The organism is Myxococcales bacterium (assembly GCA_016717005.1).
Classification (GTDB): Bacteria; Myxococcota_A; Polyangia; order Haliangiales; family Haliangiaceae; genus UBA2376.
Genome location: JADJUF010000038.1, coordinates 169,080 through 195,494, shown reverse-complemented (window position 1 = coordinate 195,494; position 26,415 = coordinate 169,080). Strand labels below are relative to the sequence as shown.

Annotated in this window: 25 protein-coding genes; 19 read left to right on the top strand and 6 right to left on the bottom strand. The window is 74.4% G+C overall.

The genetic code is table 11. The features are described from left to right. Positions 1-37 precede the first annotated feature (37 nt). Positions 38-1,489 (top strand): nuclear transport factor 2 family protein, encoded by a 1,452-nt coding sequence (locus tag IPL61_29910; GenBank protein MBK9035425.1) that lies wholly within the window; start codon positions 38-40, stop codon positions 1,487-1,489. A gap of 192 nt (positions 1,490-1,681) precedes the next feature. On the opposite strand, the gene IPL61_29905 is transcribed toward IPL61_29910, so the two are convergent. Then, complete coding sequence (locus tag IPL61_29905; protein MBK9035424.1) at positions 1,682-2,962, bottom strand: threonine/serine exporter family protein; 1,281 nt, start codon at positions 2,960-2,962, stop codon at positions 1,682-1,684. Between the two features lie 468 nt (positions 2,963-3,430). On the opposite strand from IPL61_29905, the gene IPL61_29900 reads away from it, so the two are divergent. The 3 genes from IPL61_29900 (at position 3,431) to IPL61_29890 (ending at position 7,543) form a co-directional block, all read left to right on the top strand. Further along, complete coding sequence (locus tag IPL61_29900) at positions 3,431-5,116, top strand: Rne/Rng family ribonuclease (GenBank protein MBK9035423.1); 1,686 nt, start codon at positions 3,431-3,433, stop codon at positions 5,114-5,116. A gap of 173 nt (positions 5,117-5,289) precedes the next feature. Further along, entirely contained in the window at positions 5,290-5,649 is a 360-nt protein-coding gene (locus tag IPL61_29895; GenBank protein ID MBK9035422.1) for a hypothetical protein, read from the top strand. A gap of 79 nt (positions 5,650-5,728) precedes the next feature. Beyond that, on the top strand, positions 5,729-7,543 hold the full coding sequence (locus tag IPL61_29890; GenBank protein MBK9035421.1) for a hypothetical protein: 1,815 nt from the start codon (positions 5,729-5,731) through the stop codon (positions 7,541-7,543). A 112-nt stretch (positions 7,544-7,655) separates the two neighbouring features. On the opposite strand, the gene IPL61_29885 is transcribed toward IPL61_29890, so the two are convergent. After that, positions 7,656-9,734, bottom strand: a complete 2,079-nt coding sequence (locus IPL61_29885; protein ID MBK9035420.1) for a PPC domain-containing protein — start codon at positions 9,732-9,734, stop codon at positions 7,656-7,658. Positions 9,735-10,015: 281 nt separating this feature from the next. Between IPL61_29885 and IPL61_29880 the strand changes: the two genes are divergently transcribed. The 4 genes from IPL61_29880 to IPL61_29865 all read left to right on the top strand — a co-directional run bounded on the left by IPL61_29880 (position 10,016) and on the right by IPL61_29865 (position 13,035). Continuing rightward, positions 10,016-10,831 carry a sterol desaturase family protein gene (locus tag IPL61_29880; GenBank protein MBK9035419.1) on the top strand — a complete coding sequence of 272 codons (816 nt, stop codon included), beginning with the start codon at positions 10,016-10,018 and terminating at the stop codon, positions 10,829-10,831. Further along, a complete protein-coding gene (locus IPL61_29875; protein MBK9035418.1) occupies positions 10,824-12,041 on the top strand; it encodes a sterol desaturase family protein in 1,218 nt (405 codons plus the stop codon). Before IPL61_29880 ends, IPL61_29875 begins: the two co-directional genes overlap by 8 nt. Positions 12,042-12,073: 32 nt before the next feature. Next, positions 12,074-12,757 carry a hypothetical protein gene (locus IPL61_29870; GenBank protein MBK9035417.1) on the top strand — a complete coding sequence of 228 codons (684 nt, stop codon included), beginning with the start codon at positions 12,074-12,076 and terminating at the stop codon, positions 12,755-12,757. A 107-nt stretch (positions 12,758-12,864) separates the two neighbouring features. Continuing rightward, positions 12,865-13,035 (top strand): hypothetical protein, encoded by a 171-nt coding sequence (locus IPL61_29865; protein MBK9035416.1) that lies wholly within the window; start codon positions 12,865-12,867, stop codon positions 13,033-13,035. Between the two features lie 57 nt (positions 13,036-13,092). Here the strand turns inward: IPL61_29865 and IPL61_29860 are convergent, their stop codons facing one another. Continuing rightward, on the bottom strand, positions 13,093-13,554 hold the full coding sequence (locus IPL61_29860; GenBank protein ID MBK9035415.1) for a hypothetical protein: 462 nt from the start codon (positions 13,552-13,554) through the stop codon (positions 13,093-13,095). 211 nt (positions 13,555-13,765) lie between these two features. On the opposite strand from IPL61_29860, the gene IPL61_29855 reads away from it, so the two are divergent. Continuing rightward, positions 13,766-14,359: a hypothetical protein gene (locus IPL61_29855; protein ID MBK9035414.1), complete on the top strand. Its 594-nt coding sequence runs from the start codon at positions 13,766-13,768 to the stop codon at positions 14,357-14,359. Next, positions 14,356-14,961 carry a hypothetical protein gene (locus tag IPL61_29850; GenBank protein ID MBK9035413.1) on the top strand — a complete coding sequence of 202 codons (606 nt, stop codon included), beginning with the start codon at positions 14,356-14,358 and terminating at the stop codon, positions 14,959-14,961. Before IPL61_29855 ends, IPL61_29850 begins: the two co-directional genes overlap by 4 nt. A 106-nt stretch (positions 14,962-15,067) precedes the next feature. Here the strand turns inward: IPL61_29850 and IPL61_29845 are convergent, their stop codons facing one another. Beyond that, the gene (locus IPL61_29845) at positions 15,068-16,375 is read right to left on the bottom strand and encodes an inosine/guanosine kinase (protein ID MBK9035412.1); all 1,308 of its coding nucleotides are present in this window, start codon (positions 16,373-16,375) and stop codon (positions 15,068-15,070) included. Positions 16,376-16,440: 65 nt separating this feature from the next. Here IPL61_29845 and IPL61_29840 point away from each other — a divergent pair, with 65 nt between their 5' ends. Beyond that, positions 16,441-16,860: a PDZ domain-containing protein gene (locus IPL61_29840; GenBank protein ID MBK9035411.1), complete on the top strand. Its 420-nt coding sequence runs from the start codon at positions 16,441-16,443 to the stop codon at positions 16,858-16,860. Between the two features lie 169 nt (positions 16,861-17,029). On the opposite strand, the gene IPL61_29835 is transcribed toward IPL61_29840, so the two are convergent. Next, the gene (locus tag IPL61_29835) at positions 17,030-17,770 is read right to left on the bottom strand and encodes an SDR family oxidoreductase (GenBank protein MBK9035410.1); all 741 of its coding nucleotides are present in this window, start codon (positions 17,768-17,770) and stop codon (positions 17,030-17,032) included. Next, positions 17,770-19,431, bottom strand: coding sequence for a radical SAM protein (locus IPL61_29830; GenBank protein ID MBK9035409.1), 1,662 nt, complete (start codon positions 19,429-19,431; stop codon positions 17,770-17,772). The genes IPL61_29835 and IPL61_29830 overlap by 1 nt, the downstream gene beginning before the upstream one ends. A gap of 107 nt (positions 19,432-19,538) precedes the next feature. Between IPL61_29830 and IPL61_29825 the strand changes: the two genes are divergently transcribed. From IPL61_29825 to IPL61_29790, 8 genes are all read left to right on the top strand, one after another. After that, on the top strand, positions 19,539-20,009 hold the full coding sequence (locus IPL61_29825) for a 3-hydroxyacyl-[acyl-carrier-protein] dehydratase FabZ (protein ID MBK9035408.1): 471 nt from the start codon (positions 19,539-19,541) through the stop codon (positions 20,007-20,009). Continuing rightward, positions 20,006-21,223 (top strand): beta-ketoacyl-[acyl-carrier-protein] synthase II, encoded by a 1,218-nt coding sequence (locus IPL61_29820; protein MBK9035407.1) that lies wholly within the window; start codon positions 20,006-20,008, stop codon positions 21,221-21,223. The genes IPL61_29825 and IPL61_29820 overlap by 4 nt, the downstream gene beginning before the upstream one ends. Positions 21,224-21,305: 82 nt before the next feature. Further along, on the top strand, positions 21,306-22,259 hold the full coding sequence (locus IPL61_29815) for a hypothetical protein (GenBank protein ID MBK9035406.1): 954 nt from the start codon (positions 21,306-21,308) through the stop codon (positions 22,257-22,259). Beyond that, positions 22,256-23,476: a beta-ketoacyl-[acyl-carrier-protein] synthase family protein gene (locus tag IPL61_29810; GenBank protein ID MBK9035405.1), complete on the top strand. Its 1,221-nt coding sequence runs from the start codon at positions 22,256-22,258 to the stop codon at positions 23,474-23,476. The genes IPL61_29815 and IPL61_29810 overlap by 4 nt, the downstream gene beginning before the upstream one ends. Further along, positions 23,473-24,612, top strand: a complete 1,140-nt coding sequence (locus tag IPL61_29805; protein MBK9035404.1) for a hypothetical protein — start codon at positions 23,473-23,475, stop codon at positions 24,610-24,612. Before IPL61_29810 ends, IPL61_29805 begins: the two co-directional genes overlap by 4 nt. After that, positions 24,609-25,349, top strand: a complete 741-nt coding sequence (gene fabG, locus IPL61_29800) for a 3-oxoacyl-ACP reductase FabG (protein MBK9035403.1) — start codon at positions 24,609-24,611, stop codon at positions 25,347-25,349. Before IPL61_29805 ends, fabG begins: the two co-directional genes overlap by 4 nt. Further along, positions 25,346-26,005 carry a nitroreductase family protein gene (locus tag IPL61_29795; GenBank protein ID MBK9035402.1) on the top strand — a complete coding sequence of 220 codons (660 nt, stop codon included), beginning with the start codon at positions 25,346-25,348 and terminating at the stop codon, positions 26,003-26,005. Before fabG ends, IPL61_29795 begins: the two co-directional genes overlap by 4 nt. Continuing rightward, a complete protein-coding gene (locus IPL61_29790; GenBank protein ID MBK9035401.1) occupies positions 26,002-26,415 on the top strand; it encodes an acyl carrier protein in 414 nt (137 codons plus the stop codon). Before IPL61_29795 ends, IPL61_29790 begins: the two co-directional genes overlap by 4 nt.

The following is a 26,415-nucleotide window of genomic DNA, read 5'->3' as shown; positions in this document are numbered from 1 at the left end:
GCTGACGTACAGTGGGCCTCCCGTGAAGGAGAGGTCCATGATCAGCACGCGCACCATCTATTACGTGGCCGCGGCCGCGCTCACGCTCGCGGCCTGCAGCAAGAAGAAGGAGGAGGCGCCGGGCGGCGGGTCGGCCGCGGGGTCGGCCGCGGGGACGGGGACGGGCGGCGGGTCCGGGTCCGCGACGGAGGCGGCGCTGCCGGCGCTGGCGCCGGTCGACGAGGCCGGAGCGCGCAAGGTCGTCGACGCGTGGCTGGCCGCGCAGAACGGCGGCGACTTCGCCGGCTACCAGGCGCTCTACGCCGACAAGATGGAGGGCATCAAGCGGGTCGGCGCGCGCACGTGGCGGTTCGATCGCCCGGGCTGGCTGGCCGATCGCCAGAAGATGTTCGCGCGGCCGATGACGGTGGCCGCGCGCGACGTCAAGGTCGGCGGCAGCGCGGCGGCGCCGACGATCGAGCTGGTCCAGTCGTTCAAGCAGGGGCGCTTCGCCGACGAGGGCCCCAAGCGCCTGGTGCTCACCAAGGGCGCCGGCGGCCTCCAGATCGCACGCGAGGAGATGGTGCGCAGCGTCGTCGGTGGCCCGGTCGCGCTCGGCGCCGATCCGATCGCGCTGGTGGTCGAGGTCGACGGCCACCACCACGTCGTCATCAGCGGCGACGCCAGCGACGCGTGGGGCACCGGCCCGATCAGCGGCCCGTTCCAGGGCACGCACAAGTACGCGCTGCGCGCCGCGTCCAAGGCGCCGGTCGCGGCCGACTGGGCCGGGCGCGCGCTCGCGGTCTACACCGCCGACGGGCGCCAGTGCGCCGCGGCCGTCGGGACGCTGCGGCTGCTCGGCGGTGGCACGCCGCACTTCGGCGAGGTCCAGGAGTGGGACGGCGATCCGTCGATCAGCCCCGACGGGCGGGTCTGGTCCCAGCCCGAGCGCGCGCGCGCGGTCTACGCCATGGGCGAGCTGTACCTGATCGGCGAGCTGGCGATCACCGGCGACTGCGTCCCGGCGTACGCGACCGCGGCCACGGCCCAGGCGGTCGCGGGCACGATCGCGCCCGACGACGCCGCGCGCACCGCCGCCGCGGTCGCCGCGTTCCGACGGCTGCCGGCCTACGTCGAGCTCCAGAAGTCGTTCGCCGACGACTTCGAGGGCAAGGGCCCATGGGCGCCGAGCCCGACGGTGCGCGCGTACCAGGTCGGCGCGCGGCGCTACCTGGTCGTGACCGCGAGCGAGGGCAGCGGCTGCGGCGACTTCGAGGGCCGCCTGGCGGCGGTGTTCGCCGACGACGCCGGCGCCTTGACGCTGGTGTCCAACCCCGCCGACGGGTTCGTGCGCGTCGACGCGCTGGTCGACGGCGACGGCGATGGCCAGGTCGAGCTGATCGGCGCCGTCGCCGACTTCAGCGCGGTGACCTCGCACTTCACGCCGGTCGCCGGCGGCTTCGCCCCGACGACGACCGTGACGTTCCCGTTCAACGACTGCGGCTGCTGACCGGCGCCGGCGCCGCGCCGCGATCATCGCCCTCGCCGCGACCGGCGCGTCATCGTCCTCGCCGCGACCGGCGCGTTGGCGGTCAGCGCTCGGCGTCGCGCCGTGGTCCGGGCGCGCGCTGCGACCAGCGCGTTGGCGATCGAGCGACCAGCGCGTTGGCGATCAGCGCCGCCGACCGCGGCGCCGACCCGGTCACAGCGCGCGCCGCGGCGACACCAGCGCGTTGGCGATCAGCAGGCCGGCCACGATCGCCATCGCCACGACGAAGGTCGCGAACGTGGTCTCGATGCCGGTCATGGTGTTGCGATCGAGCAGGGACGAGATGCCGCGGAAGCCCATGCTGCCGGGGACCATCAGGATCACCGCCGGCACCAGCACCACCTGCTGCGGTCGGCCCAGCAGGCGCGCGTACAGGTTGGCGGCGATGCCCAGGGCCAGCGCGCCGATCAGCACGCCCAGCTCGGGGCCGAGCAGGTCGGCGCCGAAGTTCGACGCGGCGAACGCGATGAGCGAGGTCAGGAGGATCCACCCGAGCGCGCGCGGCTCGGCCTGGCACACGACGACCATGCCGACGGTGCCGGCCACGAACGCCACCCACTCGGCCCAGCCCGGCAGCGGCGTCGGCGTCACGACCGCGACGTGCCACAGCGCCCGCGCGAGCCGCTCGCCCAGGGCCACGCCCAGCGCCAGCTCGAGCAGCACGATCACCGCCGACATCAGGCGCGCCGTCCCCGACACCAGGTTGCGCGTCGCCAGCTCGGTCATCGCCACCGTCAGCGTCAGGCCCGGCAACAGGGCGATCAGCGCCGCGATCGTGACGATCGACGGCGTGACCCCGGCCACCAGCCGCGCCGCCGCGTTGGCGCCGAACGCCGCCGCGAACGCGCCGATCAGCTCGACCGCGCGCGCGCTGTGGGCCCGGCGGCGCAGCACCAGCATCAAGAGGCCCAGCGCCAGGCCGACCGTCGCCGCCGCCGCGACGTCGCGCCAGCCGCCGCCGAAGAACACCGCGATCGACGCCGCCGTCAGCCCGTAGGTCGCGGTCTCGGGCAGGCGGCCCCAGGCCGGCGGCGCGGCCTCGATCGCCTCGATCTGGTGGAGCGCGTCCTCGGAGTCGATCTCGCGCTCGAGCACCGCGTCGGCGAGCGCGTCGAGCCGCGCCATCTTGCCGAGGTCGACGGCGCCGGTGTCGACCCGCATCATCGCGGTCCGCTGCTCCGCGGGATCGCCGAACCCGATCGTCAGCGAGGTCGGCGTCGACATGATCTGGGCGCGCAGCCCCAGCCGCCGGCACACCTGGGCCAGCGCCTCCTCGAGCCGGTGGGCCGGCGTGCCGTAGCGGTGGAGCGCGCGCCCGAGCGCCAGCACGAACCGGACGCGGCTCTTCTCGATGCGGTCGCGCTCGACCACCGGCAGCTGCCCGGTGTCGCCGGCGCGGCGCGGTCGATCGGTGGGGTCCTTGCGGTCCGTCACTGCCGCAAGGAATACCCGACCCCCACACGAAGTTGTCTCCAGGCGCGTCTTTCCGCAGGCCGTTCGCGGCGGCGACGCGTACCCACGAAAGCCGGCAACGATGCACCCACTGGGGGTGTCCAACCGGTACTCCCCACGACCACGATCCGCTCGAGCTACCGAAAACCAGAATGCCTCCGAGGGTTTATCCCGGAGGCATCCAGCAAATTGAAGAAAAGCAAGTAGTTAGGAAGCAAGCCAGGGCGCAGACTAAGCTAGCTAGGGCACCTGTCGGGCGGCACCCCGGTCAGGTTGTCAGAAGCTGAGCAAGGTCCGCGCCAAAGTGGCGAGCCCACCTGCAATGCCTTGTATTCACGGGTATTGCGTGTTACGCGATGGGTCCTAACGCCCTTCTCGCCGCGACCTCATCAAGACATCCATGTCAGGGGCGGCTACCTGGGTTGAACAGTTTTTCTCGCAGAGAGTTCGATGGGTCAAAACATCCTGGTGGTCAACGCCGAAGGTCCGGAGTGCCGGGTCGCGGTCGTGGAAGAGGGCGCCCTCGCCGAGCTGTTCGTGGAGCGCAAGCGCGACCGCGGCATGGTCGGCAACATCTACCGCGGCAAGGTCACGCGGGTGCTGCCCGGCATGCAGGCGGCGTTCGTCGATCTCGGTCCCAAGGTCGAGCGCGCCGCGTTCCTGTTCGTCGGTGACGTGCTCGGCGCCGACGACGGTCGGAAGCTGTTCGAGGACGCCGACGTCGACGACGCCGACGAGGCGCCCGAGGCCGCGGCCTCGCGCATCGCCCGCACCAAGAAGAGCCTGGCCGCGCGCAAGATCGAAGATCTGCTGCGGCCCGGCGCCGAGGTCGTCTGCCAGGTGGTCAAGGATCCGATCGCCATGAAGGGCGCGCGGGTCACCGGCTACCTGTCGCTGCCGGGGCGCTACAGCGTCTACATGCCCGCGGTCGGCCAGGTCGGCGTGTCGCGGCGCATCGCGTCCGACAAGGAGCGCAAGCGCCTGCGCGACATCATCAACAAGGCGCGGCCCAAGCACGGCGGCTTCATCGTGCGGACCGCCGCCGAGGACACCGACGATCAAGAGATCAAGGACGACGTCGAGTACCTGACCCGGCTGTGGACCGAGATCGGCCGGCGCGAGGACGCGTTCAAGGGCGCGGGGTTGATCTACCCCGAGCTCGATCTGCCGCTGCGCCTGGTGCGCGACCTGGTGAAGGAGAACACCACCGAGGTCCACATCGACGACGAGGAGCAGTACACGCGCATCAAGCGCTTCACCGAGACGTTCCTGCCCCGCTACGCCGAGCGCATCAAGCGCTACGAGGGCCGGCGGCCGATCTTCGATCACTTCAACATCGAGCCGGCGCTCCGGGTCGCGGTCGCGCGCAAGGTGCCGCTGCGCTCCGGCGGCTCGCTGGTGATCGATCAGGGCGAGGCGCTGACGGCGATCGACGTCAACACCGGCAGCTTCACCGGCTCGAACTCGAACCTCGAGGAGACGGTCACCGCCAACAACCTCGAGGCCTGCGAGGAGGTCGCGCGCCAGCTCCGGCTGCGCAACATCGGCGGCATCATCGTCATCGACTTCATCGACATGGACAAGGAGGGCAACCGCAAGAAGGTCTGGGACGCCTTCCAGCTCGCCCTCAAGCGGGACCGCGCCCGCTGCAACGTCACCAAGATCAGCGAGCTCGGCCTGGTCGAGATGACGCGCAAGCGCACGCGCGAGTCGCTGTGGCAGATCCTGACCGAGCCGTGCCCGACCTGTGAGGGCGCCGGCGTGGTCAAGTCGACGACGACGGTCGCGTACGAGGTGCTGCGCGAGGTGCGGCGCTCGGGCGGGATGGTCGACAACGACAAGGTCCAGATCGAGGCGTCGCCCAAGGTCGCCGAGCTGCTCAGCACGCGCGAGCGCGACTACCTCGACGACCTCGAGAAGAAGCTGCAGAAGCAGCTCGAGGTCGTGGCCCAGAAGGGCTGGAAGCCCGATCAGTTCCGCGTCGCCGGCAAGATGTCGACCGACATCGCCGCCGAGGAGGCCAAGCAGGCCGCGGCGCTCGGCCACGCCCCGCCCCCGCTCCGCAGCAGCAGCGGCAGCGGCGGTGGCGCCAGCGGCGGCAAGCGGCGCCGCCGCGGCGGCCGCGGCCGCAGCTGAGCTTCAGCGGCCCGTCGCGACGCCCCGCCAGGGGCAAGGTGCCCGAGCCTGGCGCGCGATGCAGTGCAGCGGTGGCAAGCGGCGCCGCCGCGGCGGCCGCGGGCGCAGCTGAGCGGCGCGCGAGCCCGGGCCGCGCTGGTTCCACTTGCGACGCAGATCGGTGATGCTCGGGCATGCGCCAGCGTCTCCGCACCGTGCTCCTCGGATCCGTCCTCGTCCTCGTGGCCGCGAGCGCCTGCGGCTCCCCGGCGGTCAAGGACCGCAGCCCGCGGCCCGACGGCGTCTACGAGGAGTTCGACGTCACGATGCTCGACAGCGGGACCTGCCTGGCGGCCAGCCGGCGCGAGTTCGAGTGCCCGCCGGGCGGCACCTGCACGGCGCCGCCGGCGAAGCCCGTCGCCTGCCCCGCGGGCCTGACCGCCGGCGCCACGGTCCGGCTGGTGATGACCAACGACCTGACCTGCAACGTCGACGGCGCGCCCACCGGGTGCCCCGAGCACGACGAGGGTCCCGTCGACGTGCCGGCCGAGTGACGGTGCGGGCTGCGCGCCCCGCGGTCTGGCCCACATTCGCGGCCCCGCGGCGACGCCGGCGCGGTACCCTGCGGATCGCATGAAGTCGCTCCGCGCGTGTGTGCTCCTCGCGGCGATCGTCGGATCGCTCGCGGCCTGTGGTGGTGATGACGCCGGCGCGCCGATCGACGCCGGCGCCGACGCCGCCGATGTCGACGCGGCCGTGCCCGACGCCGCGCCTGGGATCGACGCGGCGGTGTTCCCGCCGCTCCGCAACCCGGTGTCGATGGGCGACCTGGCGCTGGCGCGCGCGGCGTCCGAGCGCCTGGGCGTCGGTACCAGCAAGGCCTGCGACCAGTGCCACGCGCTGACGCGCGACACGTTCACGCGCTGGCTCGCGGAGACCCAGGTCGCCGACGCCTGCCTGACCACGCTCGCGCCGGGCTCGGCCGCCGAGGCGCGCACGATCCTCGACTGCTTCCGGTCGGCCACCGGCCAGCCCTACGATCCGCGCCGCCTCGGCATCTACACCACCGGCGCGCCGCTGGCGTGGTTCGACGCGGTCATGCAGCTCGGCTATGGCGCCGGCGCGCCGGCCGAGCTGGCCGAGTGGTCGACCCGCGTGGTCATGCCGCGCGGCGCCCAGCCGCTGCTGACCCAGGCCGAGTTCGACGTCGTCGCCGAGTGGTTCGCGCGCGGCCTGCCGCAGCTCGACGCGGTGATCAACGACATCCCGCCGCCCGACGGCTGCACCCAGGACATCCAGCCGGGCGTCGCGACCCACGTCACCGCGATGCAGACCGCGGGCTGGACCGCGCTCAACACCGACGACGGCCTGCTCATGTTCGGCTGCGCCGGCGCGACGACGCCGCAGCAGTGCCTGGCCACGTTCCCGGCCTCGACCGCGTACGCGTGGTCGTCGGGCTGGGGCACCGCGGCGCCGTCGTCGACGCTGCGCGTCCTGCACCAGTACGACTACCGCTCGAGCTTCTGGACCCGCAGCTCCGCCGACGGCCGGTTCGTCGCGCACGGCGGCGGCGCCACTGGCGGCTCGACCGTCATCGACCTCCAGACCGGCCGCGAGATCCGCGCGGCCGCGTCGTACGACCCGGGCTTCTTCCCCGACAACTCCGGCTTCGTGATCCAGGGCGGGGCCAAGCCGTGGTGCCGGCAGTCGCTGCTCACCAGCAACCCGGCGTCGATCACGTTCAACGAGCCCGAGTGCAGCAACGTCTCGGTGGTCGGCCTGTACCAGCACGTCGGCGCGGTGCGCGGCGGCGACTACTGGGCGGTGGCCGGGCAGTTCGTCAGCGACAACGGCGGCGGCGAGCCCAGCGCCAGCTTCGGCGCCTCGGGTCACAGCGACCTGACCCCGATGGTCTGGAGCGGCACGGCCTACAGCGCGCGGCCCGAGGTCGTGATCCAGACCCCGTACGAGGGCGACACGATCATCTCGCCGTCGGCCAAGCTCCTGCTCAGCCGCACGTCGTTCAACGGCGCGCAGTCGGGCTTCACGCTGCGGCGGGTCGACGCCACGTTCAACGGCACCAGCTACGACGTCGCGATCCCGATCATCGGGCGCTACTGCGTCCAGGGCGGCAAGCCGGCGTTCAGCTACGACGAGCGCTGGATCGTCTATCACCACTGGGTCCAGGCCGCCGACTGGTCGTGGATGGGCTACCCGAGCGCGACCGACCCGGCGTTCCAGGCGCTCGTCAGCGCGGGCACGGCCAACATCTTCCTGCTCGACATCACCACCGGCGTCACCACCCGCATCACGAGCATGAACGCGGGCCAGACCGCGCTGTTCCCGCACTTCCGCAGCGACGGCTGGATCTACTTCATCGTCAAGGACGACGCGACGCCGAACCACGAGGTGGTCGTCGCCAGCGACGCCGCGCTCGTCGCGCCGTGACGACGGCCTGACGCGCGGTGACGACGGCCCGACGCGCGGTGACGACGACCGACGCGCGGTGACGACGACCGACGCGGCCTGACCCGTCCCGGGGCTCGCCGTCAGCGACGGGTCACGGCTGGCACAGCCCGGCCTGGCAGGTGGTGCCGGTCGGGCACGCCAGCACGCCGGCCGTGACCAGCGGGTCGGCGCAGCTCGCGCCCGCGGCCAGCGTGCCGCGCACGTTGAGCGTGTACGCGCCCGCCGCCGCCGCGAAGCCGTCGACGATCACCGCGTAGGTGCCGGGCGCGACCGCGGTCCGGGTCAGGAGCGACGTGGTGCCGGGGCCCGCGTCGTCGTCGCACGCCAGCACCGGGGCGCAGGTCTCGTCGGCGAACATCAGCGCGGTGTCGTAGCCCGAGCCGGCGGTGTCGAGCGTCAGCGTCGCGACCGGGACCTGCAGCGTCAGCAGGTGGACCCGGTCCGGCGCCGTGCGGGTGGCGCTGGTGATGCACGCCGGGATGAAGTCGTTGGTGGCGCCGACGGTGGTGCCGGTGGTCACCGGCGCGGTGATCGTCACGAACGGGTCGGTCTCGGGCGCGCAGGTCTGCTCGCTGGGCCCCGACGCCGAGGCGCAGTCGTCGTCGAGCGGATAGTCGATCGCGCCGTCGCCGTCGTCGTCGAGCCCGTTGCCGCAGGCCGGGCACATCGGCCCGCTCGGGCAGTCGTCGGTCTCGTCGTCGTCGTCGGGGCTGGCGCAGCCCGGATCGGTCGGGTAGCCCGGGAAGCCGTCGCCGTCGGCGTCGACGGCGTCGTTGCACGCCGTCGCGACGCACACCTCCATCATCGCCGGGCCGAGGCACTGCGCGCCGACGCCGCAGGTGAAGTAGGGCGCGGTCGGGTCGCACGCGGCGCCCAGGGCGTAGGTGCCGGCGACGTGGAGCTGGTAGGCGCCGGCGGCCGAGGCGAAGCCGTCGACGACGATCGTGTAGGTGCCCGGGGCCACGCCGGTGCGGCTGATGCGCGACTGGTTGCCGGGATCGCCGCCGTCGTCGTCGCACGCGATCGTCGCCGCGCAGTCCGCGTCGAGCAGCGACACGACGGTGTCGAACGGCGAGGTGTCGGTGTCGATCACCAGGGTCGCGAGCGGGTACCGCACCCGCAGCGTGTGCGCGCGATCGGGCGCGGTCGAGTTGGTCACGCACGCCGGCATCCGGTCGTTGGTGGCGCCGGCGGTCGTGCCGCTGGTGGTCCCGGCGGTGATCGGCGCGACCGGATCGGTCTCTCCGGCGCAGCTCTCCTCGGAGTCGGCCGACGCCGCGGTGCAGCCGGGGTCGGTCGGATAGTCGGTCAGCAGGTCGCCGTCGTTGTCGACGCCGTCGGCGCAGGCCGGGCAACCAGGCCCGGCCGGGCAGGTGTCGTCCTCGGTGTCGTCCTGGGGGCTGGCGCAGCCGGGGTCGGCCGGGTAGTCGGTGCGGCCGTCGCCGTCGTCGTCGCGGCCGTCGGCGCACACCGGCGGCTCGCAGGTCAGCTGGGTCGCGGGCGGGATCGCGCGGCAGGTGTAGCCGACCTGGCACTCGAGCGGGCTGGTGCACGGCGCGCCCTGCGCCTCGGCCAGCCGCACCGACAGCGTGTACGCGCCGGCCGAGCCGACGTTGCGCCCGTCGACGATCAGGTAGTAGGTCCCGGCCGGCAACGCGACGGTCAGGTGCGAGCGCGGGTTGGTCGCGCCGAGGTCGTCCGCGCACGCCAGCTCGGTGGTCGGGTCCTGGCACGCCGACCGCACGTACAGCACCGTGTCGAGCGTGGTCGCGGGGTCGTCGGTGGTCGCGTCGAGGGTGACCGTGTGATCGACCGTGAACACGTACGCGGTCTCGGCCCCGCGGCCGTTGCACGTCGTCGAGGACACGTTGCCGGGGGTGCTGGCCGAGGCCGTGCCGGTGGCGACGCCCGACGGTGGCAGCGGCACGATCGGGGTGCCGGTGCCGCACGCCAGCGGATCGAGCCCACCGTCGGAGCCGGCCGCGTCGATCCGCGCGTCGGGCGCGGGCGCGTCGGGCGCCGGCGCGTCGAGCGGCGTGGCGTCGGGCGCCGCGGCGTCGATGGTGGCGCCGTCCGGCGTCGCGCCGTCGGGGCTGTCGCCGCCGCCGCCCGAGCACGCCACCACCGCACCGAGGACCGCGATCAGAGAGTACGACGAGCGCGCGCGCATGGTGGTCTTGGTATCACGAGCCGAGCGCCGCTCGGGCGGCAACCGTCGCGGGTCACGGGCCACGGCCGCGACGGACACCGTCGGCGCTCCATGGGCCCCGACCTCGACCCGCACCGGGCCGCCGGCGTCGCGCGAAGGCCGCGGGGCGCGGGCGCTACAGCGGGGCGCGGGCGCGCGGATCGAACGTCGCGGGCCGCGGCCGGGAGGCGCGGCTCGGTGCGCGCGCCGGAATCCTGGCGCCCGATCCTCGCCGCGACCCGCGTACAATCGCGCCCCCGCCCGTGTCCCTCACCGTCCAGGTCATCGCCGCCGCCGTGTGCGCGCTGGCGATCGCGCTCGAGCTCGCCTACGGCGCCCGCCGGCGCGCGCTCGGGTACGCGTGGCGCGACTCGATCGCCAGCGTCGTCCTCGGCGCCGGCTCGGTGGTGGCGGGCCTGGCGCTGGTGCTGCAAGGCGCCGCGGTCCACCAGTGGCTCGATCGCCACGCGCAGGTCGCGCTGCCGCGCCAGCCGTTCGTGCGCTGGGCGCTGATCCTGGTGCTGGTCGACCTGGCGTTCTACTGCAGCCACCGCGCGATGCACCGGGTCAACCTGTGGTGGGCGGTGCACGCGGTCCACCACCAGAGCGATCACCTGAACCTGCTCGTCGCGATCCGGATCGGCTGGTTCTCGGTCTACACCAGCTGGGTCTTCTACCTGCCGCTGGCGCTGGTGGGCGTGTCGTTCGAGGCGTCGCTGGTCGCGCGCGCGATCAGCTCGCTGTACCAGTTCCCGCAGCACACGCGCTGGATCGGGAAGCTCGGCTGGCTCGAGCGGGTGCTGGTCACGCCGTCGCACCACCGCGTCCACCACGGCTGCGACGCCGCCTACGTCGACCGCAACTACGGCGGGATGCTGATCGTCTGGGATCGGCTGTTCGGCACCTTCGCGGCGGAGCAGGCCGCGCCCACGTACGGCACCGGCGCGGCGCCGCCGAGCGTGGTCCGCGCCAACTTCGTCGAGTGGATCCGGCTGGCGCGGCTGGCGCGGCGCGCGACCTGGCGCGAGCGCGCGACGCTGCTGTTCCGGCCGCCGAGCTGGGAGCCGCGCGGTGGGTGACATCGCGGCCCCGGCGGTGTTCGTCGCGCTGATGCTGCTCGAGTTCGGGTGGAACGCGTGGCGCGCCCGCGCCCACCAGGATCCGCGCGACGCGGCGGTCAGCGTGCTGGTCGCGATCCCGCACTTCGCGCTCTTGTCGATCGTCCCGGTGGTGTGGGTCGTGCTCTACCGCGCCGCCTGGCCCCAGGTGCCGTGGCAGCTGCCCGTCGACGCCTGGTGGATCTGGCCGCTCGGCGTGGTCGTGATGGACCTCGCGGCCTACTGGATGCACCGCTACCACCACGCGCTCAACCTGACCTGGGCCGTGCACGCGGTCCACCACTCCAGCCCGTACTTCACGATGACCACCGGCGGGCGCAGCTCGCTCGCGGAGCCGCTCGTGAACGTGGTCTCGGGCGCGTACCTGATCCTGGTCGCGCCGGTCGCGCTCGGCCTGCCGCTGCCGGCCGCGGCGCTGGGGTGGATCGTCAAGGACACCTGGGGCTTCGCCGTGCACACGCGGAACATCGGCCGGCTCGGCCCGCTCGAGCGGGTGCTGGCGACGCCGACCCACCACGCCGTCCACCACGGCCGCGATCAGTGGTGCCGCGGCAAGAACTTCGGCTTCGTGTTCATCGTCTGGGACCGCCTGTTCGGCACGTTCGCCCGCGGCACGCCGACCGCCTTCGGCGTCGACGATCCGCCGCCGAGCCTGCGGCCGCTGACCGTCGCGCTGCACCACCTGGCGCAGCTCGGCCGGGCCGCGCGCACGACGAGCCGCGCGCGCGACAAGCTGCGGCTGTGGTTCATGCCGGCCGGCTGGCGGCCTCGTGACGCCGCGCCGACGGCGACCGACGCCGCGCGCGCGCCGGCGCCAGCGCCGCCCGGGCTGTACCTGGTCGGCACGCTGCAGCTCGCGTACCTGGGCGCGATGATCTGGGCGCTGGCCGCGACGCTCGGCGCCGCCGGGGTCGCCGCCGATCTGGCCGCGCTCGGGTTCTTGCTGTACGCGACGGTCGTCTCGGGCGAGTTCTTCGAGCGCTCGCCCCGGTACCTGCCGCTCGAGCTGGCCCGCGCGCTGGCGATCGGCGCGATGATCGCGTGCACCGGCGCGTGGTTCGGGCGCCCGCTCGACACCGCCGCGCTCGGCCTGCTCGCGCTGGCGGGCCTGAACCTGCTCGCGGCGGCGGCGGTGACGTGGCGGGGCCACACCGCGACGCCGGTCGGCTGACCCGCGCGCGCCCGTAGGCTACCGTCGGGGCCATGACCTCCGGCCGCATCTGGTTCCCCGGCAACCCCTGGCCCGACGGCCACGCGATCGCCCGCTTCGTCTGGTCGGGGCGCCTCGACGACCGCGGCCTGTGGTTCGATCTGCACCTCGAGTCGGCGGCCTACGACGCCGCCGATCGCGCCGCCGGTGGCGACGACGACGACGACGACGGCGACTGGCGCGCGCGCAACGTCTGGACCAACTACCACCGGTGCACGCTGTCCTCGACCAAGTGGCGCAGCGACGGCGGCTTCCTGGTCGGCACCGCCGCGGCGCCGTTCGATCCGGGGCAGCTCTCGGGCGGTGAGTTCCGCGTCGATCCGCTGCCGACCGGCCGCGCGATGGTCGAGGATCTCGACGGCGACGACGACGACGATCGGCCGTTCAACGTCTACCTGCTCGGCCACGACACCGCGGCCGATCACCGGCTGCGCTTCCAGCCCGGCCCGCGCGGCGCGCAGCTGTCGTGGACCGGACGGCTCGCGCTCACCTACGCCGGCGCGAGCGAGTTCCGCCACACGTTCTCGGCCGAGGTCAGCGGCGCGCGCTTCACCGGCTTCGAGATCACCCCGGGCCTGCCGCCAGACGTGGCGCGCGATCTGCTCGCGGTGTGCACGACCGCACCGACGCGCTTCCGGCGGATCGGCGCGCGGTTCGTGCCGACCCGCCTGGGCTGATCCGCGGCGGCGCTGCCCCATCGACACCCCACGACGAGATCGGACGGCCCCCGCGCATACCCGATCGGGGCCGATGGATCCGGCATGGTCCCCGTCGAACCCACGCCATGATGATCACCGCACCGCCGCCCTCGCCCTCGCGCGTCGTCCGCTTCCTGCGCACCCTGCGGATCGGCTCGCCGCCGCCCGCCCCGGTCGCGCCCGCGCCGCCCGTCGTGTCGACCGATGACGTCGGCACCACGCCGATGCGCCGCATCCCGCGGCCCGAAAAGGGCTAGCGCCTCGACCCATCTCCCCTGGGCGAGGCGCCAGCGTTCAGATGATCGGATGGACGCTCAGCAGGGGGCGCCGTAGCAGCTGAGGCCCGCGCCGAACGTGCAGAACAGCGCGTTGCTGGTGCCGCCGCCGCCGATGTTCCAGCTCAGGACGTACGGGATGCTGGTCCCCTGCAGCGCGCGGTTGGTGGCCTGATGGCACACGCCGGTGATGGCGTAGGTCAGCTTGTTCTGGTTGGCGACGCAGGTCGGCGTGTTCGAGTACACCGAGGTCGTCGAGTAGCGGTTGCAGCTCGTGCACCCCGATGCGTCGCCGCCGTAGGTGTAGTGGGCGCTCACGCTCGAGCCGTAGCGGACCCACTCGTACGTGTGGTGAAGCCAGAAGCCCGCGACCCAGATGTTCACGGCGCGGTTGTCGCCGTGAGCGTTGTTGGAGCTGGTCGACCCGGTGCCCGCGATCGCCGGGCTGAGTCCGACGACCATCGCGAGCACGACCGCCGCCAGGACCTTGGTGAGCTTCATGGAGGCGGACCATGAGCACTCCCCGTGCCAGTAAATCATGTAGTGGGAATCACTGACTTTGCATGATCAACGTCCTCGGATGTGTCTACGATCAATACATTCTGTATAGTTTGATTTACTAAGCGACTAAACTACAGACGAATGGGCCCGGCTTGAGCCGTGCTAGCGTGCTCTAGGGCAGTCGATGCGAGCGCTGACGATCGTGGCGATTGTGGGGCTCGCGGCTGCGGCGTTCTTCGCCGGCCGGCGGGTCGGGACCGCGCGCGCCACCGGCGGTGAGCGCCTCGTCGCGGCCGCCGCCGCTGCCGACCCGACCGCGGTCGATCCGACCGCGCCCGCGGCCCGCGGCGCGCCATCGCGCGCGGTCGACCTGCTGCAGCTCCGACGCGCGGTCGAGCAGGCGCAGCAGGGCCAGGCGGTCGATGAGTTCCCGCTCGACGAGACGCCCGAGGCGCGCGCGGCCCGGCGCGCCGAGACCGACGCGCAGATCACCCAGACGCTCGGACAGATCTCGGCCGAGCAACGCGAGCTGCTGCTCGACTTCAACGACCGCGCGATCGAGTTCCAGCGCCGCCAGACCGGCGAGTTCCAGCGCGGGACGCTGACCCACGAGCAGTACATGACGCAGCTCCACGAGGAGGTGCTGGGGCAGCTCGAGGAGCTGCACGCGATCGTCACGGACGATCAGTACCGCGTGCTCACCGGGCTCGAGCCCGGCGTCGATCCCTACGACTTCATGGTCACGGGCCAGGGCGGCGCGCCCGGCGCGCCCGGCGCGCACGACGACGGGCACGACCACCGATGAGGCCGCTCGCCATCGGCGCCGTCGTGATCGCGGCCGCGTTCGCGGTCGGCTACGCCACCGCGCCAGCCCCGGCGGCGAACCGCACGGTCAACGACCGCGCGGCGATCACGACCGCAGCGCGGCCGGCGACGCGACCCACGCCGAGCGGTCGCCGGCCGATCCCGACGGTGCGCCGGTTCGAGCCGGTGCCCCTGCCCGACGAGGACCCCGGCGTCGCCGAGATCGTCAACGGCCCGGACGAGCCGCCGGCGGCGACGATCGCGGCGCGCTTCGACGACATCGACCGCCGCCTCGACGAGCTGTTCGGGCCCGAGTTCCCGGCCGCCAAGCGCGACGCGATCCGGACCGCGCTGACGAGCTGGATCCGCGACCACGGCCGCGCGGTCCGCGGCTACTACGGCGGGTTCCTCAGCCAGGAGGAGCTGTCCGAGCAGGTCCACTGGAACATGCTGGGCTACGCGCGGTCGATCGAGGCGTCGCTGACGCGCGACGAGTACCGGACCTTCATGGACCTCCAGCCGGGCGAGGACCCGTTCGTCGTGCTCGTGCCCCCCGGCACCCAGGTCGGGGCGCCGCTCGAGGGGACCCCGTCACCGCGTTGAGCCCGAGCGGGCCTCCGGGCTCGATCGAGCGACGGGCCAGCTCGGTCGGGCGCGCCGAGCGACGGGGCTCGATCGAGCGACGGGGCAGCGCGGACGGCCCCGCCGCCTACCGCGCCCAGTAGGCCTCGTCGTCGAGGCCCTCCTCGCGCTCGGGCAGGCCCCGGGTCAGGCGCGGCGCCGACTGCGCCAGCACCTCGTAGCTGACCCGGTTGGCGTAGCGACACACCTGGCTCATCGACGAGTAGGTCAGGAACTCGCGCACGTGCTTGGTCGAGTTGGGCACGCGCGCGCGGTGGTGGCGGTTGGCGGCGACGTCGTGCAGGAGCGCGGCCAGCGCGGCGTCGCCGGCGCCGTTGGTGCTCGTGATGCGCGCGGGACCGCCGTGGTAGGGCGCGATGTGCGCGAACACCTTGAGCGGCTGCGCGCACGCGGCTCGACGCATCGGCCGGCTGAACTCGTAGCGGTTGAACTCGGGGATCGCGCCCGGCAAGAGCGGGTACCGGGTCTCGCGCTTGACCTCGACGTCGGTGTGGCCGGCCAGGAACAGCCCGGTCGGCCCGGCGGTGCACAGCACCAGGTCGGTCAGGTCGAGCGCGCGGTCGCACGCGCGCAGGGGGTCGCGCTCGCCGGTCAGCGCCTCGGCCTCCTCCTCGTTCATCGCGACGATGTCGACGTGGGCGCGGATGAAGTCGCGCCAGAACTCGGGCCGCTCGGCGATCACGAACCGGGTGCCGAGCGTGAGCACGACCGGCACGCCCCGGGCCCGGGCCAGCTCGATCGCGCGCATGGTCGCGGCCGGCATCGGGTCGTCGGGCTTGCAGCGCAGCAGGTAGGCCGAGATCACCAGCGCCGACGCGTCGTCGAAGACCGCGGCCGGGACGCTGTCGGGGCGCAGCCCGTTCATCTCGCCCTCGCTGATCGCGAACGTGCGCTCGCCGTCGGGCGTCACCAGCGCGAAGCACCGGCCGATCGGGCCGGCCACCGGCTGCAGGTGATCGAGGTTGACGCGCGACGAGGTGTTCGAGAGGTAGCGGTAGCCGGACGTGCCGAGCCGGATCTCCGCGCTCATCACGCCGAGCAAGATCGAGGCGTCGTCGGCCAGGGTCGAGTAGTTGTGGAGCGTGTTGCCGACGGTGCCGCCGGCGAACTCGTAGGAGATCCGCTGGTCGGCCAGGAGCTCGTCGTACAGCCGCAGCGCCGCGTCGCTGGCGATCACCGTCGACGCGCCCTTGGGCAGCTGGTAGCGGGCGATCAGCTCGTCCGGGACCCGGGCGTCGATGTCGACGAGGGTCTGATCGATGCCGACCAGGTGGGTCCGGGCGTCGGGGGCCTCGACGCCCGCGTGCTGGAACAGCGGATCGCGCGCGTGGACCGGGAAGTAGTGCTTGTGCTTGCGGCGTCCAGGAAAGCGCACGGGACCTCTGATCGCGCAGCGTATCACCCGCGACCACGCGCGCGCCCGCCTGGTACGCTCGCGCGATGCGGACGTCCGTGATGATCGCGCTCGTGGGCGCCGCGCTCGCGTGCAAGGGCAGCGCGCCGAGCGGCGGCGAGGCCACAGGCGCGCCGCCGGCCGCGCCCCCGACCGCCGGCGGCGCCCCGGCCGATCCCTCGACGGTGACCGGCATCGGCATCCGGCCGGTCTCGCACCCCAAGGGCTTCGCGATCGGCCAGGTCTTCCCGGGCGGTCCCGCCGACGACGCCGGCCTGCTGGCCGGCGACGTCGTGGTCGAGGTCGACGGCGAGTCGACCGCGCGCTGGTCGCTGGTGCGGACCGCGCGGCAGATGCGCGGCCCGGCCGGCACCAAGGTGCGGATGGGGATCGAGCGCGGCGATCAGCGGCTCGACGTCGTGGTCGAGCGTCGCGCGGTCGCGGTGCCGCCGCCGCCGGCGCGTTGACGGGCCGCCGGCGACAGGCCTCCCAGGAAACTCAGCGCTTGTCAGTTTTTCGGTCGAGCACCGGCCCGCGCGCCGGGAGTCTCGCGCCTAGAACGTCTAGAACGGAGGGGAGGCTCGTCGGGGCTTGCCCCCGACGAGGGGAGGCCTGGCGACAGGCCTCCCAGGAAGCTCAGACGCCGCCATCGACGACGACGGTCGCGCCGTTCATGTAGCTGTTGCGCTCGCTGGCGAGGAACGCGATCACCGCGGCGGCCTCGTCGAGGCGGCCGAGCCGGCGCATCGCGCAGTGGCGCAGGTACTCGTCGCGGCGGGCCGGCGGCAGGTGGTCGCTGACGCCCTCGTCGAGCACGCCCGGCGCGACGCAGTTGACGGTGATGCCGTAGCGGCCGATCTCCTTGGCCAGCGACTCGGTGAAGCCCTTGAGCGCGGCCTTGGCGGTCGAGTAGTGGACCGGGGCCTCGAGCATCTTGACGCCGGCCAGCGACGACACGTTGAGCACGCGGCCGTACCGCTGCTTGACCATCGCGCGCAGCACCGCCTGGGTCGCCAGGAACGCGCCCTTGACGTGGGTGTCCATCATCCGGTCCCAGTCCTCCTCCTCCATCAGCGCCAGCGGCACGACCTGGCCGTGGCCGGCGTTGTTGACGAGGATGTCGATCGCGCCGGTCGCGGCGACCACCTCGGCCGCCATCGCCTTGAGGCCGGCGCGATCGAGCACCGACACCCGGTAGGGCCAGGCCCGGCGCCCGAGCGCGGTGATCGCGGCGACGGTCGCGGCCGCGGCCTCGTCGTCGCGCAGGTAGTTGAACGCGACGTCGGCGCCGTCGCCGGCGAGCGCCAGGCAGATCGCCCGGCCCAGGCCGCGGGAGCCGCCCGTGACGATCGCGGTGCGGCCGTCGAGCAGGCCCATCAGGCGATCACGGGCAGGCGCTTGGGGCCGGGGCCCTTGACCGCGCCGCGGTGGAACATGTTCCAGCCGCAGGCCGGCATGATCCGGCCGTCGGGCTGCGGGTAGTGGTGGCAGCACTTGCGCAGGCGCTCGAGATCGAAGTCGTGGCGATCCATGTAGTGGTGCAAGAAGATCGACTTCGACTGGCGCTCGCTGGCGCGGACCGCGTCGCGGCCGGTCAGCGGCCGGGCCGGGAACATCTCGTCGAGCGAGCGCCGCAGCGCCGCCAGGATCTCGGGCCCGCGCTCGAGCTCGTCCTGGCGCGCGAAGACGTCGTGGACCAGCTCGTGCAGCGCCTCCTCGACCTCGGCGGTCGCCGGCAGCGTCGCCGACGAGCGCAGGAGCGTCGTGTACTTCTCGAAGTCGACGAAGCGCGCGAACGGCACGCAGCTGCCGTCGTTGAGCCGCAGCAGGTACGTCAGCGACACGCACTGCGGGTGCGAGCACGGCAGCGGGAAGAAGTCGAGGTACCGGACCGCGCCGCCCGACTGCTCGTCCATCTTGCGGATGACGCCGGGGATCGTCAGGCGATCCATCGGATCGTGGGCGAACGCGCCGCCGCCGTGGCCGGTGTAGGCCATCGGCTGGAAGTTGAGCGACAGGATGTGGGGCTCGTTGATCAAGAGCTCGACCGCCTGGCCGATCTGGTGGTCGTTGACGCCGCGGGTGGCGACGAAGATGAGCTGGGTCGGCAGGTCGAGCTCGCGCAGCGCGGTGAGCGCCGCGGCCTTGTCGTCGGTCAGGTCCTTGCCGCGGATGGCCTCGTGGACGTCGGCCGAGAAGCCGTCGAGCTGCAGGCCGATGTACGCGCCGGCGTCCTTGAGCGCCTGGGCGAACGCGCGGTCGCGCCCGAGCCGCAGGCCGTTGGTGATGACCACGACCCGGCCGATCTCGGGCCGGGTGGCGATCTTGATCAGCTCGAGCAGCTGCGGGTGGCTGGTGGGCTCGCCGCCCGACAGCGCCACCGACTCGCACTGGCCCTCGGCCGCGACCAGGCCGTCGATCATCTTCGCGAAGGTCGCCGGCGCCAGGTGGGTCGAGTACTGGTTGTCGACGATGCAGACCGGGCACTCGAGGTTGCAGTGGTCGGTGATCTCGATGATCGGCAGGCAGGTGTGCTGCTCGTGATCGCCGCAGGTGCCGCAGTCGGTCGGGCAACCCTTCGCCACGGTGCCGCGGAACTCCAGCGGCTCGGTGCCGGCGCGCGCGAACGCGTAGGCGCGGGCGTAGTAGGCGGCGTCCTCGGACACCAGCGCCTCCGACGGCCCGCACGCGCGGCAGTCCTTGGCGAAGTAGACCTTGCCGGCGCGGATCACGACCTCGGCCTCGACCAGCGCCAGGCAGCTCGGGCAGGTCGAGGTGGTGTGCTTCCAGACGTGGCCGGTCAGCTCCTCGGGGCGGGCCCGGGCCACGAACTCGCGCACGTAGGCGTCGGCGTCATCGTGGACCTTGGTCTCGCGCTGGCCGCAGGTCGGGCACAGGAGCAGGTGGAAGACCGCGCCGTCGCGCAGGACGACCCGGGCCTCGTGGCGGGCGCCGCAGCCGTCGCAGGCGACGTACTCGTGGGCGAGGAAGGTGTGAGGGCGATCGACTCGGCCCGGCGCGCACGTGGTGCATTCCATCGGAGAACTCCCGGCGCGGCGCGCGCCTGCTGCGGTAGCCGTGGTTGTAGCGCCCGGGCGCCGGGCGGCGCAACCGCCAGCGGCGCGGCGGGTGTACCGTCGCGCCGATGCGCTACGTGATGCTCGATCGGATCACCGAGCTCGTCCCGGGCGAGGTCGCGCGCGGGCTCAAGTGCGCGTCGCTGTCGGACGACGTGTTCGCCGATCACTTCCCGGGCTACCCGGTGCTGCCGGGCGCGCTGGTCGTCGAGGCCCTGGCCCAGCTCGGCGGGGTGCTGCTCGAGGCGACGCTGCGCGGCCGCGGCCGGCACGATCTGCACGCGCTCCTGACGATGATCGATCGCACCAAGTTCCGCCGGGTGGTGCGGCCGGGCGACCGGCTCGAGCTCGAGGCCCGGGTCGAGACCGCGACCGAGGACGGCGGCCGCATCAAGGGCTGGGCCCGGCTCGACGGCGCGCTCGCGGCCGAGGCCGAGCTCGGGTTCGCGTTCGCAGTCGTGACCAACCCGATCCTGATCGCGCGCCGGCGCGAGCACCTGAACGTGTGGCTGCACGGATCGGTGACGGAGCCGACGTGACCCGGGCGGTGGTGGTGACCGGGGTCGGGACGTGGTCGCCGCTGGGGCGCACGTGGGCCGAGACCCGGGCGGCGCTGGCGCGGGGCGCGACCGCGGTGGCGCCGGTGACCGCGTGGGACGCGACCGGGTTCCCGTGCCAGGTCGCGGCGGCGATCGCGCTCGGCGACGGCGCCGACGAGGATCGCCGGCGGCCGCTGGCGCTCGCGGCGCTGGCCGAGGCCTGGGGTGCGGGCCGGGTCGACGTCGCGCCGGCGCGGCTGGGCGTGTTCCTCGGCGCCGAGTCGGGCCGGGCCAGCTTCGCGACCGTGCTGGCGCTGGCGCGCGCGGCCGGCGGCGGGACCCGCTTCGACGCCGCGGCGTTCGCCGAGGCGGCGCGGCCGTTCGCGGCGCGGCTCGACGCGCGGGCGATCTCGCCGGCCGCGATCGCCGCGGCGATCGCGCTCGAGGTCGGCGCCGCCGGGCCGGTCGCGACGGTGTCGCTGGCGTGCGCGTCGGGCGCGGCGGCGATCGTCGACGCGGTCCGCGCGATCCGCGCCGGCGCGTGCGACGTGGCGATCTGCGGCGGGGTCGGCGCCGACGTCGAGCCGCTGATGCTGGCGGGCTTCGGGCTGCTGGGCGCGCTGTCGGCGCGCGGCGTGTCGTGCCCGTTCGACGCGCGCCGCGACGGCTTCGTCGTCGGCGAGGGCGCGGCGCTGCTGGTGCTGGCCGCGGCCGACGTGGCCGGCGGGCGCGGCGAGGTCGAGGTCGCCGGCGTCGGCCGCTCGCTCGACGGCTACCGCCTGACCGCGCCCGAGCCCGACGGCGACGGCGCCGCCCGGGCCATCGCCGCGGCGCTGACCGACGCCGGCGGCCCGGCGATCGACTACGTGCAGGCCCACGGCACGTCGACGCCGCTCAACGACCCGGCCGAGATCGTGGCGCTCGGGCGCGCGCTCGGCGACGGCTTCGCGCGGGCCTACGTCAGCTCGGTCAAGGGCGCGGTCGGCCACTGGGTCGCCGGCGCCGGCGCGATCGGCGCGCTGTGCGCGATCGAGGCCGTCGCCTCGGGCACGATCATGCCGACCGCCGGGCTGGCCACGCCCGACGCCAGCTGCGGGGCGCGCCACGTGCTGGGCGCGGCGGTGACCGCGCCGGTCCGCGCGGCCCTGGTCAACGCGTTCGCGTTCGGCGGCGCCAACGCCAGCCTGGTGGTGCGGCGTCGGGAGGGCGCGTGACCGTCGCGATCGTCGCGGCCGCAGGGGTGTCGCCGCTCGGCGCCGGCTGCCCCAGCCTGGTGGTGCGGCGTCGGGAGGGCGCGTGACCGTCGCGATCGTCGCGGCCGCAGGGGTGTCGCCGATCGGCGGCGGCTGGCGCGGCCTCGCCGAGCGCGCGCGCGCGACCGCCGCGACGCCGACCCGCCCGGTCGCCGACGCGGCCCTGGTCGCGGTGCCGGTGCGCGCGCGCAAGACCATGTCGCGCGGCGCGCTCCTGGCGGCGGCGGCGATGCACGAGCTCGTGGCGGCGCTGCCGGCCGAGGCCCTGCGCGCGGCCGGGTGCTTCGTCGGCGTCGGCGCGTCGGGCGGCTCGACCGCCGAGCTGCACGCGATGCTGCGGGCGTCGATGGACGGCGCGACCTGGTCGCTGGCGCGGTTCGGCGGCCCGGGCCTGGCCGCGTGCAACCCGCTCCTGGCGTTCCAGCTGATGAACAACTTCACGATGGCCCACGCGGCGATCCAGGAGGGCGTCGGCGCCGGCGTCCACGGCGCGCTGTTCTCGCGCGGCGCCGGCACGGTCCACGCGCTGATCGAGGCGGTGGCCGCGATCGAGGACGACGACGCCCCGATCGCGATCGCGGGCGGCGCCGACAGCGCGCTGCACCCGGTGACCTGGGCCGAGCTCGAGCGCTGCCACGGCGGCTGGTCGGGCGTGCCCGGCGAGGGCGCGGCGCTGGTGGCGGTCGCGCGCGGCGAGGGCCTGGCCCGCGTGATCCGCGCCGAGGTGTGCGCGGCCGAGGACCGCGCGGCGCTGACCCTGCCCGACCGCGCCACCGCGATCGTCGCGCTCACCGACGCCGCGCTGGCGGCGCAGCTCGCGGACCGCGCCGACGTGCTCGACCTCGGCCCGGCGCTGGGCGAGTGCCTCGCGGCCGGCCCGGCGCTGGCGTGGCTGGCCGCGCTCGATCTGCTGGCCGCGGGCGCGCCCCGCGTGGCGGTCGTCACCGCCGACGTCGACGGCGCGGTCGGCGTGGTCGAGCTGGAGCGCGGATCGTGACCGCGGTCATCACCGGCGTCGGCGTGGTCAGCGCGTTCGGGCTGACGCGCGCGGACTTCGACGCCGGCCTGCGCGCCGGCGCCGCCGCGGTGGGCCCGATCCGCTGGTTCGACGCGTCGACGTTCCCGGTCACCGTCGCCGGCGAGGTGCCGCTGCCGACGGCGCCGCCGAGCGAGGGCACCCGCGACCGCAAGGCGGTGTTCGCGACGATGGCCGCGGCCGAGGCCTGGGCCCAGGCCGGGTGCGGCCCGGCCGAGCAGCGCGCGCCGCTGGTGATCGCGCTCGGCCTCGAGCAGGCGTTCCTCGAGGACTTCGCGCCGATGATCGAGCCCGATCGGATCGCGTGGGCACGCGCGGCGACCGCGGCCGGCGACCGCGCGCTGGCGTTCCGCGCTCCGGTCGACACCGCCGCCCGCGCGGTGCGGCGCGCGCTGGGCCTGCGCGGCCCGACCGTCGTCAACGTGTCGGCGTGCGCGGCCGGCGCGCTGGCGGTGGCCCACGCGGCGCAGCTGATCGCGCGCGGCCGCGCCGACGTGATCGTGTGCGGCGGCAGCGACAGCATGGTCAACCCGCTGGGCATCGGCGGCATGGCCCGGCTGGGCGCGCCGTCGCCGCGCAACGCCCCCGACGCGTGCCGACCGTTCGATCGCGATCGCGACGGCCTGGTGATCGGCGAGGGCGCGGCGATGTTCGTGGTCGAGCGCGCCGACCGTGCGCGCGCCCGGGGCGCCCGCGCGCTGGCGGCGATCGTCGGCTGGGGCGCGACCCAGGACGCCTACCGCGCCACCGCGCCTCGCCCCGACGGTAGCGCCGCCGCCGCGGCCATCGCCCGCGCGATCGCCCGGGCCGGGATCGCGCCGGCCGACGTCGGCTACGTCAACGCCCACGGCACCGGCACGCCGCTCAACGACCCGGCCGAGGCCCGGGCGCTGGCGACGGTGTTCGGCCCGGCGCTGGCGCGCACGCCGGTCAGCTCGATCAAGGGCGCGATCGGCCACCTGATGGCCGCGGCCGGCGCGATCGAGCTGGCCGCGTGCGTGGCCGCGCTCACCGACGGCTCGCTGCCCGGCACCGCGCACCACCAGACCCTCGACCCCGAGTGCCCGCTCGACGTCATCGGCCCGACCCCGCGGCGCGTGCAGGTCGAGCACGCCGTCTCCAACTCGTTCGGGTTCGGCGGCCACAACGCCAGCCTGGTGCTGCGGCGGTGCCCGTGACGACGCCGGTCGCGGTCCTGGCGTGGCGCTGGCGCACGGCCCTGGGCGCCGACGTCGACGGCGCGGTCGCGCGGCTCGTCGCCGGCGAGCGCGGCGCGATCGCCAACCCGGTCGCCACCTCGCGCGCGCGCACGATCGCGCCGATCCCGGGCGCGCCGCCGCGGACCCGCCACGATCGCTACCTGCGGCGCATGGGCGCCTTCGGCCTCGACGTCGCCACCGAGGTCGCGCGGGCCGCGGCGCTGCCGCCGGATCCGCGCACGGGCCTGTACGCCGCGGTCGGCGGCCTGCGCGCCCACTGGGACGACATGCTGCCGGCGCTGGCGCGGCAGCGCGCCGACGGCCGCGACGCCTGGGCCCTGGGCCTGCGCGAGATCCACCCGTTCTGGATGTTGCGGCACCTGTCGAACAACGCCCACGCGCTGCTCGCCGCCGACCTGGGCGCGCGCGGCGATGGCGCGACCTTCGGCGGCGCCAGCGCCGGGGCTCAGGCGATCATGAGCGCGGCGTGGGCGCTCGCGGCCGGCGCGATCGACACCGCGATCGTCGTCGCCTACGACTCGCTGCTCGAGCCCGAGCTCCTGGTCGAGCTGTCCGAGCGCGGCGACGTCACCGCCGCGGCGCCCGCCGACGTGATCGCGCCGTACCACGCCGCCGCGCGCGGGTTCGTGCCCGGCGAGGCCGCGGCCGCGCTGGTGCTGGTGCGCCCCGACGATCCGCGCGCGGGCGCGCGCACCGCGACGATCGCGGCGTTCGCCGGCGCCGGCGACCTCGCCGCCGCGCTCGCGGCGCTGCCGGTGGCGCCGATCGTCGACGGCTGCGCCCGGGCCCGGCCAGCCCAGGACCTCGCCGAGCGCGCGTTGATCGCCGCCGCGTGTGGCGACGCGCAGCTCACCGCCACCAGCGCCGGGTTCGGCCACGCCGGCGCCGCGACGGCGCTGATCCAGACGATCGCGCTCGGGACCGCGCTGGCGCAGGGCGTGCTCCCGCCGGTCGCCGGCGCTGGCGCTGGCGCGGTCGCCGACGGTCCGCTGACGATCGTGACGAGCGCCACACCCACGACCGCTCGGGCCGCGCTGGCGCTGTCGGTCGGCGCCCCCGATCTGGTCGCGGCCGTGCGAGTGTCGGTGCCATGAGCCAGCCCGCGGCCCTGGTCACCGGCGGCTCGCGCGGGATCGGCCGGGCGATCGCGCTCGAGCTGGCCCGCCGCGGCCTCGCGGTCGCCGTCAACTACCGGCGCGACGCCGACGCCGCCGCCGCCACCGTCGCCGCGATCACCGCCGCCGGCGGTCGAGCCCAGGCCATCGCCGCCGACGTGACCGACCCGGCCGCGGTCGCCGCGCTGGTCGCGACCACCGAGCGCGACCTCGGGCCGATCGACGCGCTGGTCGCCAACGCCGGCCTGACCCGCGACGCGCTCCTGGGCACGACGACGCCGGCCGATCTCGACGCCGTGATCGCCACCAACCTCGGCGGCGTGGTCACCGCCTGCCGCGAGGTCATGCGCGGCATGCTGCGTCGACGCCGCGGCGCGATCACGTTGATCTCGTCGGTCGCGGCCCAGCGCCCGGGCCGCGGTCAGGCGCTCTACGCCGCGTCCAAGGGCGCGGTCGAGGCGCTCGCGCGCGCGCTCGCGGTCGAGCTGGCGCCGCGCAGCATCCGCGTCAACGCGGTCGCGCCCGGCGTGATCGACACCGACATGACCGCCGAGCTCCAGGCGCTGGCCCCGGCCGAGCTGGTCGCCCGGGTCGCGCTCGGCCGCCTGGGCCGGCCCGAGGAGGTCGCGCGGGTCGTGGCGTTCCTGTCGACCGACGACGCCAGCTACGTCACCGGCCAGGTCTGGAACGTCGACGGAGGCTTCAAGCTCGCATGATCGAACCCGAGGAGTTCCACGCCTGGCTGCGGGCCCGCCGCAGCGTCCGCGACTTCGCGCCGACGCCGGTGCCGCGCGCGCTGCTCGCGCGGCTGATCGAGGCCGCGACCACCGCGCCGTCGAACACCAACCGCCAGCCGTGGCGGTTCGCCGTCGTGACCGCGCCCGCGACCCGGGCCGCGATCGCCGACGCGGTCCGGCGCAAGGCCGACGAGATCCGCGCGATCATCGCCCGCGGTCACCACGCCGACGACTACGGCAGCTACGGCGACTTCTTCCACGAGCCGCTGGCCAACGCCGCCGCGATCATCGTGCCGCAGTACCGCGCGTACCCCGATCTGATCGCCAACTTCATCGCCTCGGGCGGCGGCGACCCGACCCAGTTCGCGACCGCCAGCGCGATGCAGGCCGAGCTGTGCTCGACCTGCGCCGCGGTGATGACGCTGCTGATCGCCGCCCACGCCGAGGGCCTGGGCGCGTGCTGGATGGCCGGCCCGATGATCGCCCGCGACGAGATCCAGCCGCGCCTGGGCATCGCCGCCCCGTGGCAGATGGTGGGCGCGATCGCGCTCGGCTATCCTGTCGGCCCGACCGAGCCCAAGCCGCGCAAGCCGGTCGATCGAGTCGTGACCTGGTTCGAGGAGGACGCCCCATGACTGAGCCCGCCGCCACCACCGACGCCTCGGTCGAAGACCGCGTCCGCGCCATCATCGCCACGTCGCTCGGCAAGGACCCGGACCAGGTCGAGCTCGCCGCCGCGCTGATGGAGGACCTCGGCGCCGAGTCGCTCGACATGCTCGACATCGTCTTCGGCATCGAGCGCGAGTTCGGCATCGAGATCACCCGCGGCGAGATGGAGCGGGCCGCGCGCGGCGACATGACCGACGACGAGTTCGCGCCCGGCGGCGTGATCTCGGACGCGGGGCTGACCCGACTGCGCGAGCTGATGCCCGAGGCCGCGCACCGGATCACCGCGGGCCTGCGCGCCCGCGAGATCCTGGCGCTGTTCACGGTCCAGACCTTCGCCAACATGGTCCACGGCAAGCGCACCGGTCGGCAGGTCTGA